At 69.7% G+C, this 12,277-nt stretch carries 15 protein-coding genes; 6 read left to right on the forward strand and 9 right to left on the reverse strand.

Annotation, left to right across the window (positions count from 1 at the left end):
• Nucleotides 1-23 precede the first annotated feature (23 nt).
• From BLW00_RS03910 to BLW00_RS03925, 4 genes are all read right to left on the reverse strand, one after another.
• Complete coding sequence (locus BLW00_RS03910) at nucleotides 24-209, reverse strand: hypothetical protein (RefSeq protein ID WP_092549445.1); 186 nt, start codon at nucleotides 207-209, stop codon at nucleotides 24-26.
• Between the two features lie 60 nt (nucleotides 210-269).
• Nucleotides 270-632, reverse strand: coding sequence for a PadR family transcriptional regulator (locus tag BLW00_RS03915; protein WP_245741255.1), 363 nt, complete (start codon nucleotides 630-632; stop codon nucleotides 270-272).
• A 10-nt stretch (nucleotides 633-642) separates the two neighbouring features.
• A complete protein-coding gene (locus BLW00_RS03920) occupies nucleotides 643-1,323 on the reverse strand; it encodes a class I SAM-dependent methyltransferase (protein ID WP_092549448.1) in 681 nt (226 codons plus the stop codon).
• Nucleotides 1,324-1,393: 70 nt separating this feature from the next.
• On the reverse strand, nucleotides 1,394-2,449 hold the full coding sequence (locus tag BLW00_RS03925) for an alpha/beta fold hydrolase (RefSeq protein WP_092549451.1): 1,056 nt from the start codon (nucleotides 2,447-2,449) through the stop codon (nucleotides 1,394-1,396).
• A gap of 149 nt (nucleotides 2,450-2,598) precedes the next feature.
• Here BLW00_RS03925 and BLW00_RS03930 point away from each other — a divergent pair, with 149 nt between their 5' ends.
• Nucleotides 2,599-3,027, forward strand: a complete 429-nt coding sequence (locus BLW00_RS03930; RefSeq protein ID WP_092549454.1) for an Hsp20/alpha crystallin family protein — start codon at nucleotides 2,599-2,601, stop codon at nucleotides 3,025-3,027.
• 223 nt (nucleotides 3,028-3,250) lie between these two features.
• On the opposite strand, the gene pcaC is transcribed toward BLW00_RS03930, so the two are convergent.
• Genes pcaC through pcaH form a run of 5 tightly spaced genes read right to left on the reverse strand, consistent with a single transcriptional unit; the run spans nucleotide 3,251 to nucleotide 7,142 of the window.
• The gene (gene pcaC, locus BLW00_RS03935) at nucleotides 3,251-3,676 is read right to left on the reverse strand and encodes a 4-carboxymuconolactone decarboxylase (RefSeq protein ID WP_092549457.1); all 426 of its coding nucleotides are present in this window, start codon (nucleotides 3,674-3,676) and stop codon (nucleotides 3,251-3,253) included.
• On the reverse strand, nucleotides 3,673-4,452 hold the full coding sequence (locus BLW00_RS03940) for an alpha/beta fold hydrolase (protein ID WP_092549460.1): 780 nt from the start codon (nucleotides 4,450-4,452) through the stop codon (nucleotides 3,673-3,675). Before BLW00_RS03940 ends, pcaC begins: the two co-directional genes overlap by 4 nt.
• Entirely contained in the window at nucleotides 4,449-5,780 is a 1,332-nt protein-coding gene (locus tag BLW00_RS03945) for a lyase family protein (protein ID WP_092549463.1), read from the reverse strand. The genes BLW00_RS03940 and BLW00_RS03945 overlap by 4 nt, the downstream gene beginning before the upstream one ends.
• Nucleotides 5,770-6,330, reverse strand: a complete 561-nt coding sequence (gene pcaG, locus BLW00_RS03950) for a protocatechuate 3,4-dioxygenase subunit alpha (RefSeq protein ID WP_092549466.1) — start codon at nucleotides 6,328-6,330, stop codon at nucleotides 5,770-5,772. Before pcaG ends, BLW00_RS03945 begins: the two co-directional genes overlap by 11 nt.
• A 2-nt stretch (nucleotides 6,331-6,332) precedes the next feature.
• Entirely contained in the window at nucleotides 6,333-7,142 is an 810-nt protein-coding gene (gene pcaH / locus BLW00_RS03955; protein ID WP_092549469.1) for a protocatechuate 3,4-dioxygenase subunit beta, read from the reverse strand.
• 108 nt (nucleotides 7,143-7,250) lie between these two features.
• Here pcaH and BLW00_RS03960 point away from each other — a divergent pair, with 108 nt between their 5' ends.
• From BLW00_RS03960 to BLW00_RS03980, 5 genes are all read left to right on the forward strand, one after another.
• A complete protein-coding gene (locus tag BLW00_RS03960) occupies nucleotides 7,251-8,003 on the forward strand; it encodes an IclR family transcriptional regulator (protein ID WP_092549473.1) in 753 nt (250 codons plus the stop codon).
• A gap of 114 nt (nucleotides 8,004-8,117) precedes the next feature.
• Nucleotides 8,118-9,302, forward strand: a complete 1,185-nt coding sequence (locus tag BLW00_RS03965; protein ID WP_092551936.1) for a 4-hydroxybenzoate 3-monooxygenase — start codon at nucleotides 8,118-8,120, stop codon at nucleotides 9,300-9,302.
• Between the two features lie 134 nt (nucleotides 9,303-9,436).
• The gene (locus BLW00_RS03970; protein WP_092549475.1) at nucleotides 9,437-9,934 is read left to right on the forward strand and encodes a MarR family winged helix-turn-helix transcriptional regulator; all 498 of its coding nucleotides are present in this window, start codon (nucleotides 9,437-9,439) and stop codon (nucleotides 9,932-9,934) included.
• 178 nt (nucleotides 9,935-10,112) lie between these two features.
• The gene (locus tag BLW00_RS03975) at nucleotides 10,113-10,853 is read left to right on the forward strand and encodes a VOC family protein (RefSeq protein WP_092549478.1); all 741 of its coding nucleotides are present in this window, start codon (nucleotides 10,113-10,115) and stop codon (nucleotides 10,851-10,853) included.
• Entirely contained in the window at nucleotides 10,850-12,175 is a 1,326-nt protein-coding gene (locus tag BLW00_RS03980) for an MFS transporter (RefSeq protein ID WP_092549481.1), read from the forward strand. Before BLW00_RS03975 ends, BLW00_RS03980 begins: the two co-directional genes overlap by 4 nt.
• Nucleotides 12,176-12,277 lie beyond the last annotated feature (102 nt).

Genomic DNA, 12,277 nt, shown 5'->3' on the forward strand with positions numbered 1-12,277 from the left:
TACCGCTCGGCGCGCGAGGAGGCTCAGGCCGCCTGGGTGCTTCCCCACCGCGCCCGGAGGAAGGAGCCCACGAAGACGTTGACGATGAGCGGCACCACCAAGAAGATCGCGAGTCCGACCGATCCGTCGTCGGTGGTGCGGAACAACAGCAGTGCCGCGGCCGCCAGCACCCCGCCGCCGATCGAGGTGAGTGTCGCGCGACGCCGCACCGCCGCGTCATGTCGTTCTTCTCTCGTCGAGACGGTTCGGTGGGTGATTCCTGCCGCTCGTCAGTCGGGGCCGGTGACACGGTCGACGGCCGACGCGAACGGCTCCCACTGGCGGCGGAACTGGTCGAGTTGATCGCGGCCCGCCTCGGTGAGCGTGTAGTACTTGCGCGGCCGCGCGGAGTCGGACTCGTCGGCGTGCGCGACGATCAGGCGTTGATCGCGCAGCCGCCCGAGCAAGGGGTAGAGGGTGCCGATGCTGCCGATCAGCCCCTGTTCGACCAGGTGCTCGGAGATCTTCCAGCCGTAGGCGGGTGCCCGGCGCAGGATGCCGAGCACGCAGTACTCGACGACACCCTTCCGCAACTGGGCACCCACATCGCTTGTCGTGCATTGCAGCAGATGCTGTCGTGCACGATACGACAAGCGCCGCACCTCACACCCGAGCGACACCCGCGATCTGGGTGTTGAACGGGAGGAACGGCGTGTGCACGCGATAGCGTTCGATCGCGACGCGCCCGAATCCGGCGGAACGGATGGCGCCCTCGAGGTCGCGTTCGCACGAGCAGCCCTCGAAGGTCCAGGCCCATGGCCGGCGCAGCAGGCGTTGCGCGAGCCGGGTCGGCGTGCCGGCCGCGGCCGCCACGTGCTCGACGAAGCGGAAGGTTCCGCCGGGTCGCAGGATGCGGCGGATCTCGGCGAGCACGACGTCCGGATCGCCCACGGAGCAGAGCACGAGCGAGGAGATGACGGTGTCGACGCTGTGATCGGGCAGCCCCGTGCTCTCGGCCATCCGCTCCCGCAGGTCGAGGCGCACGCCGTGCCCGCGCGCCGAGTCCTGAAGCCGCCCGTGCATGTAGCGATTCGGTTCGATGGCGACCAGCACGCCGCCCCGCGGCAGGTAGCGGAGGTTGGCGCCGACCCCGGGGCCGATCTCGACGACCTCGCGGGGGAGCCCGGCGAACACCCGCCGCTTCTGCCCGCGGAGGCTCCGCTCCAGGTACGGGCCGACCGCGCGGAAGAACGCGGCGTTGAAAGGGCCTCGGCCGCTGTGCAGCTCGAATCCGGCCGCCGAGCCTCCGCTCGGTGTGGAGGTGGTTTCTGTCGTGTCGCTCATGGTCGCTCCAGCAGGGGGTCGTGGATCTCCCCAGCGTGCGGCAGAGCGGCCGGTCGTGTCAGGCGGGGAACTACCTCAGTTCGCGCCGTCGCGCATCGGCGTCGCCACTCGCGCGACCCGCTTGCGCGACGTACCAGGCCGCGATCTGAGCCCGGGAACGGAAGCCGAGCCGCAGCCGGATGCGTTCCACGTGGCCCTCCGCCGACCGCTCGTCGATGCCCAACCGGGCGGCGATCTCGCGGTTCGAGCATCCGCGGCTGACGAGCGCGGCGACCTCCTTCTGCCGAGCGGTCAGCACTCCGGTGGAGGCCCGGGCCGCGCGCAGGCCGAGGAAACGGCGGATCGTCGCCACGAGCGCTGCCGTGTCGCCGAACGACGGCAGGTGGGAGCGCCCGGGAAGCACCACCAGCTGGGCGCCCTGGATCGCCTCCGCGAGAGCCGTCCCCTGGGCGAGAGGGGTCGCGCGGTCGCGATCGCGATGCACGACCAGCGTCGGCGTGCGCACCCGGGCGAGCAGGTCACCGACGTCGAGCTGGTAGCCCATCGCCAGAAGGGCGCGGGCCGTCGCAGCACTCGAGCTGGCCCGCTGGTAGCGCGCGAATGCCTGCCGGGAGGCGGCGTCGGCGTCGGGCGCGAAGATGTCGGTGAGCACATCCGATCCGATCCCCCAGTGCGATTCGACGAGTCCGAGGATGTGCTCCTGGGCACTGCGCGGCGAGAGGGCGGCACCCGACACCCAGCCCCCGTAGAGCACCAGCCGCCGCACCCGGTCGGGGTGCTCGGCGGCCCACGCCACCGCGACCACAGCCCCCAGCGAGGCCCCCACCAGATCGAAGGGCTCCGAGCCGAGGGTGTCGGCGACCGCCGAGACCTGCTCGAGCTCGAAGGCCAGCGACGGCGGGCGATCGGATGGCGCCGAGAGCCCGCATCCGGCCCGGTCGTAGCGCACCAGCCGACAGCCCCGGCCGAGCATGTCGATGAAGGCCCGCTCCTCGGGCACCTCCGCGCTCAGCTGGAGATGGCCCAGCCATCCGGAGACGTAGAGCAGGGGCCGGCCCGCGCCGATCTCGGCGACCGCGAGCTCGGTGCCGTCGCCCGTCGTCACCCGACCGATGCGCTGCTGCATACCCCCATTGTCGTCGCGTTCTCCTGCCTCACGACGCGTTCACCTGAAGCAGGCGTCATGGTTGGCACTCCACTGAGCCGAGTGCTAAATTATTGGTAGTTGAGTCGAAGCCGCTCAACTCTCATGATTCGGAAGGAGATTGATTCATTATGGCGATGTCTTTTGATCCTTTCAGCGAGTTCGACCGACTCGCGAGCACCATGCTGCAGTCCCGTCCGGGGCCGCGGCTGATGCCGGTGGATCTCTATCGCGAAGGCGACCGCTACGTATTGACGGCCGATCTCCCCGGGGCCGACCCGGGTTCGATCGACATCGATGTCGACGGGCAGTTGCTCACCATCCGCGCTCAACGCACCACCGCATCCGCGGAGGGTGTGAAGTGGCTCAGCCAGGAACGGCCGGCGGGCAGCTATCTCCGGCAGTTCAGCGTGGGTGAGGGCATCGATTCGGAGAAGATCACCGCCAGCTACGACAACGGCGTGCTGAGCGTGGTGCTGCCGGTGAGCGAACGCGCCAAGCCGCGCAAGATCGCGATCGGCTCCGCGAAAGCCGACGAACAGAGAACCATCAGCGCCTGACGCCCGAGACCCCGTCGGCCGCCTGGCTCGAGCGGGCGGCCGACGGCGTCTCCCGGGCGGGGTGAGGGCACGCGTACAGGCGACACTCCCCACGAGGAGAGCCGGTGGATGGCGGATGCCGACCGACGGCTGCCGCGCCCTGCGCGGCCCCCAGTAGTGACAACCGGCTGCGCGCGCCCTCCCCGCCCGACGACGGGAGCCCGAGCGCGCGCGAGGAGCATCGTCACTCCTTGTTATCGTGGTCATGCGGGCGGTCGTCGGCCGCGAAGACCTCGCCGGCGACGCGGAAGGCGGCATTGGCGGCCGGCACGCCGGAGTAGATCGCCGACTGGAGGATGACCTCGCCGATCTCGTCGACGGTGAGCCCGTTCCGCACGGCAGCTCGCAGGTGCATCGCCAGCTCCTCGAGATGCCCGTGGGCGATGAGGGAGGTCAGCACGGCGATCGAGCGCGAACGGCGGTCGAGGCCGGGTCGCGACCACACGTCTCCCCACGCCGTGCGGGTGATGAAGTCCTGCCAGTCGGCGGTCAGCGCGGTAGTGGAGCGGATGGCGCGGTCGACGTGCTCGTCGGAGAGCACAGCTCGGCGCACGCGGAACCCCTGTTCCCGCCGGTCGGCGTCGGTCAGGTCGTCCTGAGGCTCTGTCATGGGCTGGTCCTTTCGAGCCGGGTGAAGAAGTCCCGTACTGCGGCCGCCGTCGCCTCGGGCTGCTCGGCCGGCGGAAGGTGCGCGGCGCCCTCGATGACACCGATCGAACCGTGCCTGACCGCTGCCGCCACCTCATCGGCCTTCGACTCGGGGGCCACCGTGTCGTGTCGGCCCCACAGCGCCAGCACGGGCGGCTCGACGCCGCCGAGCTGATCGCGCGCGTCGAACCGGGCGAGCGCCTCGCAGCAGAGGGCGTAGGACTCGTCGTCGGCGTCCTGCAGGGCATGCAGCAGGCGACCGGAGAGATCCGGATGCCGCGCCATCGAGTCGGGGGCGAACCAGCGTTGCGCCGATCCGATGATCACGCTCGACGTGCTCTCGGCCCGCACCTGAGCGGCTCGGTCACGCCAGGCGTCGGGATCGCCGAGCTGCGCTCCCGAGGCGAGGATCGCCGCGGCCCGCACCCGGGCGGGATGCCTCAACAGGAGCTCGAGTCCGGTCGCTCCGCCGAGGGAGACGCCGGCGTAGAAGAAGGAGGAAGCGTCGACGGCGTCGGCGACGGCGTCGGCGAGTTCCGCCACCCCGAACGGCTCCGTTGCCGGCGCCGATGCGCCATGTCCGGGCAGATCCCAGGCCAGCATCCGGAAGCGGTCGGCGAGGAGGGGAGCCGTGCTCTCCCACAGGATGCTCGACGTGCCGAGGGACGGCCCGAGCACGAGAAGCGGGAGGCCCTCGGCCCCGCCCAGAGCACGCACGGCGACGGGAGGGACGGTCATGCCGGATCCTCACGCGTGAGCCGGTCGACGATCGCACCGGATTCGCCGATGTACGCGGCAGGATCGAGCAGCGCATCGACGTCGAGCGAGCGCGCTTCCGGGAGCGCTCGCACGAGCTCGCCCAGATCGGCGCCCGCCGCCGCAGCGGCGACCAGCTGCGACACCCGGTCACCGCCGATCAGCGGGGTGAGCACGAGCGACAGCCGCTCGGCCAGGATCAGCCCGCGCGACAGAGCGAGATTGCGCTTCACGGCCTGCTTGTCGACGCGCAACGACGACGCGAGCCGTTCCGCGTGGGCACTGGCGCCCAGAGCGAGCCGGAGCAGGTCGAGCAGGGTCGGCCACTCGGTATGCCAGGCACCCCCGGCCCGCTCGTCGGCGGCATCGGTTGCGGCCAGATGGAGCGTGGCCGCAAGCTGGGGCGCCCGCAATGCTGCGGAGCGGATCAGCACCGCCCGCACGGGGTTCTGCTTCTGCGGCATCGCCGACGATCCTCCGCCGTCACTCACCGCGAGTTCGGCGATCTCCGTGCGCGTGAGCGTCACGACGTCGGTCGCGAACACGCCCAGAGCATCCGTCGCCTGGGTGAGGGCGTCACCGAGCTCGGTGACGGGCCAGCGAGTGGTGTGCCACGGGGCTCCGGCGTCGTCGAGCCCCAACACCTGGGCGTAGCGGGCGGGAAGCTCTGCAGCGGCGTCGCCGCCGCCGAGTTCATGGAAGGAGGCGCGTGTTCCCGCCGCGCCGCCGAGCTGGGCCGGGAGCACGAGCCCGCGGAGCCGGGCACTCGCGCGGCGCAGTCCCGCCAGCCACACGGCCGCACGCAGCCCGACGGTGGTGGGCACCGCGTGCTGGCCGAGCGTGCGGGCCGCGCCGACGAGATCGCGGTGTTCGCGCGCGAAGGCGCCGAGCACCGCTTCGGTGGCCTCGACGCGGGCCAGCACCTGATCGACGGCGGCGCGTGCCAGGAGCATGAGGGCCGTGTCGACGATGTCCTGGCTCGTGGCGCCGCGATGCACCCAGCTCCGCTGCTCCGGCGGAAGTCTCCTCTTCAGCAGAGGCACGAGCGGGATGACGGGGTTGCCGCCTGCGACGCTGTCCTCGGCGAGCGCGGCGGCATCGATCCCGTGGTCGCCGGCTCGCCCGGCACCCGCGTTCCAGCCCAAGGCGACGGCGATCGAGGCGGCGGCGTCGTCGTTCAAGGCGCCGACCTCGGCCCACGCCCGCACCAGGCCGATCTCGGCGCGCACGAGTGCTTCGAGCACGGCCTCCTCGGAGACCGCGTCCACCTGCCCCACCGTGAGCGGCGACAGCAATGCGTCAGAAGACAAGGAACACCGTTTCCTTCTCCCCCTGCAGCCGGATGTCGTGCCGGAGAGAGCCGTCGGGCATCCGTTCCGCGACGAGGGTGGCCCGGTCGTCGGCCGCGAGGTCGCGCAGGAGCGGGTCGGCGGCGAGCGCTGCGGCGTCGTCGGGCAGGTAGATGCGGGTGTGGAGGCGATCGGGCAGCCCTCGGGCGTAGACGATGGCGGCGAAGAAGGCTGCACGCCCGGGCCGCGCTCCGGGGTCGCGGGTGAAGAACTCGAAGTGTCCGTCGTCGTTCGTGAACGCCCGCCCGAAGCCGGTGAACGTGTGGTCGTCGCGCCGGAACGATCCGCGTCGCCGCGGCACGACCCCGTCGGCATCCGCGCCGAAGATCTCCACGAAGGCATCGGGCACCGGCGCTCCCACGCCGTCGTACACGGTTCCGCCGAGCAATACGGTGCCGGGGGCGTGCGGGTGCGCGACCTGGTGCATCCGGTCGTAGCCGACGCCGTAGGCGAAGAACGGCCCGACGGTCTGCCCGGGTGTCGCGCGCAGGGTGCGCGGGGGAACGGCCATGGTCACTCGCTCTCGTTCTCGAACCAGGTGGCGTCGGGGCCGTCGACCACGATGTCGAAACGGTAGCCGGTGGCCCACTCGGGCGCGGTGAGCTCGTGGTCGTAGACGCCGATGAGGCTCTGGCGGTCTTTCTGGCGCCAGATCGTGTTGAAGATCGGGTCGAGCGCGAACAGCGGATCGCCGGGGAAATACATCTGCGTCACGAGGCGCTGCGTGAACGAACTGCCGAAGACCGAGAAATGGATGTGCGCGGGCCGCCAGGCGTTCAGGTGGTTCTTCCACGGGTAGGGGCCGGGCTTGATGGTGGTGAAGGCGTACTCACCCGCCTCGTTCGTGATCGCTCGTCCGGCCCCGGTGAAGTTGGGGTCGAGGGGAGCGGGATGCTGGTCGCGCTGGTGGATGTAGCGTCCGGCCGAGTTGGCCTGCCAGATCTCGATCAGCTGGTTCGCCACCGGGCGGCCCCAGGAGTCGGTGAGTCGCCCCTGCACCGTGATCCGCTCGCCGAGCGGCTCACCGGCATGCTGGATGGTGAGGTCGGATTCGACGGCCGCCACGTCGCGCTGCCCGAACGCGGGCGAGAGCAGTTCGATGGTCTCCGGGTCGACGAGCTTCGGGCTCTTCGTCGGATGCCGCAGGATGCTGGAGCGGTAGGGCGGGAAATCGTGAACCGTGGCCGGCAGGTCCTCGCCGGCGCGCTCGCGACGCGCGAGCTCGGCGTGCAGGGACTCGATCTCGCCGGTGATCTGTCGCTGACTCGCCTGATCGGGCGCGGCGAGCAGCGTCTCCGGCGCCGTAGCGGTCGGTACTGTCACGGTGTCTCCTTCGACGGGGCCTGTCCTCCATGCTGCGAGATGAGAACCGACCGTGGTGCAGTGCTCCCGTTCAACGGGAATCCGATCGGCGGAGTGGGATGATGGGTCATGGCCAACTCCCCCACCGGCGACTCCGCGACCGACCGGCTGGTGCGCATCCTGGACACCTTCACCCCCACCCGAACCGTGCAGACGGCCACCGAGATCGGCCGTCGCTCCGGGTTGCCGAGCTCCACGGCGCATCGCATCGTCACCGAGCTGGTCGAGGCCGGTCTGCTGGAGCGCGACGAGGACCGCCGGGTGCGGATCGGCATGCGACTGTGGGAGCTCGCCACGCGGTCGTCGCACGCGCTCCGCCTGCGGCAGGCGGCGATGCCGTTCATGGAGCGGGTGCAGTCGCGAGTGCGCGAGCACACGCAACTGGCCATCCTGGAGCAAGACGAGGCGCTCTTCCTCGAGCGTCTGAGCAGCCCCGACTCCGGGGCCAACATCACCCGGGTCGCGGGCAGGCTGCCGTTGCACGCCTCGAGCTCCGGCCTCGTCCTGCTCGCCTTCGGCGACGTCGATCTGCAGGAGCGCGTGCTGTCGTCTCCGCTCGCGCCGCTCACCCGCGCCACGCTCTCCGACCCCGCGGCCGTGCGGCGCAAACTCGCCGAGGTGCGAGCGATCGGGCATGCCATCGCGCCGGGTTACATCGAGGAGGTCTCGACGGGCATCGCGGTTCCGGTGCGCGACGAGACCAGCCGCGTGGTGGCGGCGCTCTCGGTCGTGCTCCCCCGGGACGCCGAGACCGATTTCGCCGTCGTGGAGTTGCATCGCGCCGCCCAGGACATCGCGCGTTCTCTCGGCTTCCGGCACTGAGAAGATTCCCGTTCATCGGGAACCTCGGCCGTGCAGGGCCCGCTGCACCGCACACTGGCGGCGTACCGACGCACCGATGCACCGATGCACCGATGCACCGTCGAAGGAGACGCCATGAGCACCACCGTCCACACCCAGGTCGCCATCGTGGGCGCCGGACCCGCGGGCCTCGTACTCTCCCATCTGCTGGCAGAAGCGGGCATCGAGTCGATCGTGATCGACCGGCGCACCCGTGAGGAGATCGAGTCCACCATCCGGGCCGGCATCCTGGAGCAGAACACCGTCGAGCTGCTGCGACGCATCGATCCCGCCACCCGGGTCGACACGGTGGGTCAGCGCCATGACGGCATCGAGTTGCGCTTCGACGGAGAAGGGCATCGCATCGACTTCTCCGCACTGGTCGGCCGCAGCGTCTGGCTCCACCCGCAGCACGAAGTGCTGAAGGACCTGCTGGCGCTCCGCCTCTCGCTCGGGCAGGACATCCGTTTCGGAGTCACGGCCGATCGGGTCGACGACGCCGAGAGCGAGTCGCCGCGGGTGCTCGCGACGGATGCGGAGGGCGAGCCCCTCGAGATCGTCGCAGGGTTCGTGGTGGGCGCCGACGGATCGCGCAGCGTCGTGCGCGCGACGGTGAGCGGAGCGCGCGACGGCGGGTATTTCCGCGAGTACCCGTTCGCCTGGTTCGGCATCCTCTGCGAAGCTCCCCCGAGTGCCGACGAGCTCATCTACAGCAACTCGGCCGAGGGTTTCGCTCTGATCAGCCAGCGCAGCCCCGAGGTGCAGCGGATGTACTTCCAGTGCGATCCCGACACCGATCCGGCGGCCCTCGACGACGCGGAGATCTGGCGCACCCTGCAGTCCCGCGTGCCGGGCACGGAGCTGCACGAGGGCCCGATCTTCCAACGCGACGTGTTGCGCTTCCGCAGCTCCGTGGCGCGTCGGCTGCGGGCCGGCCGCACCGCACTCGTGGGCGATGCCGCGCACACCGTGCCTCCCACAGGGGCGAAGGGCATGAATCTCGCCATCGCCGACGTCGTGCTGCTCGCCGATGCGCTCGAAGCACTGTTCGGCGTCTCCGACGAACGTCCGCTCGACAGCTTCGAGGAGCGCGCCCTGTCGCGCATCTGGAAGGCGCAGCACTTCTCGTGGTGGATGACGAACATGCTCCACGTCGCGCCGGGTGCGAGCGACTTCGACCGCCGCCGCCAGCTCGGCGAGCTGCGGTCGGTGGTGGAGTCGGAGGCGGGGCGGGCCTACCTCGCCGAGGGCTACACCGGGTGGCCGATGCCCGGGCGGTAGCGCAGCACGGCAGACCGCGAGCTGAGACGGCCGAACCGAACCGATTGCGCAGCTGGGCGCAGCAGGGCCCGGTCGATACCCGACACCCATTGGATACCATGTCTGATGGTTCGTCGATCGGGAGGTGAGTGCGGATGTCCGAGAAACTCGATTCCACGGAGCTCGCGCTCTTCGAGAGGCTGATCGATGTGGGAAAGCTCCTCGAGCGACGCGCCGACCGTGCCACACGAGAGCACACCGGAATCAAGTACACGCAATACGAGGTGCTGATCCGATTGCGCAACGCCGGGGGCGAGATTCGCATGACGGAGCTCGCCAACAAACTCGTCAGCACTCCGAGCGCCCTGACCTATCAGGTGGCACAGCTGGAGAAGGCGTCTCTGGTGGAGCGCGTCGTCGCCCCGGGCGACGAGCGTGGAGTCCTGGCTCGCATCACCGACGCCGGCCGGCAACTCCTCCGCGACGTGTCACAGGCCCAGAACGACATGATCCGCGCTGCGACGATCGAACCCCTCACACGCAGTCAGGTCGAGGCCACCCACCGAGCCCTCGGCGCTCTACAGCTGCACCTCCGGGGCGAGGAGACCGGCGGGATCCTTCCCGACCATGCACCGGGCGGGATCGATCCCTGATCGATCGACCTCCTCTCGAGTTTTACAAATTTGAAACAAATAGCGCCCTTGCTGGTAATGTGCCCGATATAACTTCGAATTTGTAATAAGTCCGAGGTTCCGGGCGACGGCGCCCTCGAGTGCTCGAGGTCGGCCACGTGCCGGAATCCCGCGACTTCCGCTGCCGTGAGGAGCATGGATGATCGCACTCGACCACATCGCCATCTGGTCCGGAAATCTCTACCGGACCACCATCGAGCTCAGCCGGCTGACCGGCATCGGCAGCGCCGACGGCGGCTACTTCCCGGGGCTGGGACTCGGACAGAAGATCATCTCGCTCGGCGGGGGCGTGTACCTCGAGATCGAGAGCATCGTCGATCACCGGATGATCCTCGAGCGCGATCCGGTCGCGCTCGAACTCGAGCGGCAGACCGACTCCGGCGACTGCTTTGCCGGACTGTGCCTGCGCAGCGATGAACTCACCGAGATCGAAGCCTTCGCCGCGCACCGCGGCGTCGAGGTCTCGGCGGAGATCGCGGGCGGCAAAGCACTCATGGTGCCCGGCCAGAAGCGAGGCCGGGCCGCGCACGCCCCCGACTTCCTCAACTCGTGGCTGAAAGGCAAGCCGAACATCTACTACGTCGAGGGTCTCGAGAACCACTCGAGCATCCTTCCTCCTCAGCCCGGAACCGGCGACGTCGTCGGCCTCGGCGTGACCTCGATCGAGCTCGGCGGCTCGGAGGCATCGCTGCGCTCCTGGCTCGGCGAACTCGATCCGGCCGAACTCGGTCTCGACATCCGCTACAACGGGCTCGCCGACGGGCTCTACGCCGTGGGCTTCGACTCGACAGCGGGCCCGCAGGAGATCCGCCTCCCTCCCATCACCCTTCCGGCCGCGCGCTCTCGAGCGGCGCAGACCCTTCTCTCGGAGACCTCATGACCACCATCGCCACCACCCAGGCCGGCACCGATTCGGCTTCGCGCCGCCGCGTGCGGCGTGCCGCCGTCTCGGGCTTCTTCGGCAGCGCACTCGAGTACTACGACTTCCTCATCTACGGCTCCGCCTCGGCCCTCATCTTCGGCCAGCTCTTCTTCGCGGAGACGGGCGCTGCCGGCACACTGCTCTCCATCGCGACCTTCGGCGTCGCCTACGTGGTGCGCCCGCTCGGAGCCGTGCTCTGGGGCCACATCGGTGACCGATTCGGCCGCCGGCTCGCCCTCGTGCTCACCATCGCCCTGATGGGTGTGGCGACGTTCTGCATCGGATTGCTGCCGACCTTCGCGACCATCGGCTGGGTGGCACCCGTTCTGCTGGTGCTGCTGCGACTGCTGCAGGGGCTCTCTGCGGGTGGCGAGTCGCCGGGCTCGACCTCCCTCACCGTCGAGCACGCCCCGGATCGCCATCGCGCCTGGTACACGAGTTTCACGATGAGCGGGATGCAGTTCGGCATCGCACTCGGCAGTCTCGTGTTCATACCGGTGGCCCTGCTGCCGGAGGAGGCGCTGTTCAGCTGGGGCTGGCGCATCCCGTTCCTCGCCAGCGGCGTTCTGACGATCATCGCCTACCTGCTCCGTCGCAAGCTCGACGAGCCCGACACCTTCACCGAGATGCAAGCAGAAGGCACCCGCGCGAAGCTTCCCATCGCGGTCCTGCTGAAGGATCACTGGCGCACGACGATCCGGGTGCTGTTCCTCAGCACCATCAACATCGTCGGCACCATCTTCAACGTGTTCGCCCTGGCCTACGGCACGCAGAACGGCGTTCCGAGCGCCGTGATGCTCGCCGTCGTCTCATTGGGGAACCTCGTCGCCGTCGTGATGGCGCCGGTCTCCGGCCGGCTCTCCGACCGATTCGGCCGGCGCCCGCTGTTCATCATCGGATCGCTCGGGGCGAGCGTGTTCATCACCCTTCTCTTCATCGCAATCGATGCCGGCGACATCCCGATGATCTATCTCAGCGGAATCGTCGGAATCGGCGTCTTCTACTGCATCCCGATCACGGTGGGGGCGACCTGGTACCCCGAGCAGTTCCCGGCCCGGTGCCGCTACACGGGAATGGCCGTGGGGTTGATGCTCGGAATCCTGCTCGCGGGATTCGCGCCGGCGGTGGCCCAGGGGCTGGGGGCCGGCGGCACGAACTGGCTGCCCGCCATCGTGCTCTGCGGGGCGGCATCGCTGATCTCCTCCGCGGTAGCCGTGTTCGCACCCGAGACCTTCCGCGTCTCGAAGCAGCTGCTCGGCGAGCGGCGCCTCCAGGGCTGAACGGGGTGCGAGAGGTGGATCGTGGGAGCCTGAGGCGTGACCGTCCCGGTGTCACGGCGCTCGGACCGTGCACCGGCCCGAGCGGACCGATTCCCCCACGAT

Source organism: Herbiconiux ginsengi, assembly GCF_900107435.1.
GTDB lineage: Bacteria > Actinomycetota > Actinomycetes > Actinomycetales > Microbacteriaceae > Herbiconiux > Herbiconiux ginsengi.

What these genes read in the sequence shown, in the direction of transcription:
- BLW00_RS03970 (WP_092549475.1), top strand. Translation starts at nt 9,437, where the DNA reads ATGTCCGAGAAACTCGATTCCACGGAGCTCGCGCTCTTCGAGAGGCTG.
- pcaG (WP_092549466.1), bottom strand. Translation starts at nt 6,330, where the DNA reads ATGGCCGTTCCCCCGCGCACCCTGCGCGCGACACCCGGGCAGACCGTC.
- BLW00_RS03975 (WP_092549478.1), top strand. Translation starts at nt 10,113, where the DNA reads ATGATCGCACTCGACCACATCGCCATCTGGTCCGGAAATCTCTACCGG.
- BLW00_RS03925 (WP_092549451.1), bottom strand. Translation starts at nt 2,449, where the DNA reads ATGCAGCAGCGCATCGGTCGGGTGACGACGGGCGACGGCACCGAGCTC.
- BLW00_RS03965 (WP_092551936.1), top strand. Translation starts at nt 8,118, where the DNA reads ATGAGCACCACCGTCCACACCCAGGTCGCCATCGTGGGCGCCGGACCC.
- BLW00_RS03920 (WP_092549448.1), bottom strand. Translation starts at nt 1,323, where the DNA reads ATGAGCGACACGACAGAAACCACCTCCACACCGAGCGGAGGCTCGGCG.
- BLW00_RS03980 (WP_092549481.1), top strand. Translation starts at nt 10,850, where the DNA reads ATGACCACCATCGCCACCACCCAGGCCGGCACCGATTCGGCTTCGCGC.
- pcaC (WP_092549457.1), bottom strand. Translation starts at nt 3,676, where the DNA reads ATGACAGAGCCTCAGGACGACCTGACCGACGCCGACCGGCGGGAACAG.
- BLW00_RS03940 (WP_092549460.1), bottom strand. Translation starts at nt 4,452, where the DNA reads ATGACCGTCCCTCCCGTCGCCGTGCGTGCTCTGGGCGGGGCCGAGGGC.
- BLW00_RS03930 (WP_092549454.1), top strand. Translation starts at nt 2,599, where the DNA reads ATGGCGATGTCTTTTGATCCTTTCAGCGAGTTCGACCGACTCGCGAGC.
- BLW00_RS03960 (WP_092549473.1), top strand. Translation starts at nt 7,251, where the DNA reads ATGGCCAACTCCCCCACCGGCGACTCCGCGACCGACCGGCTGGTGCGC.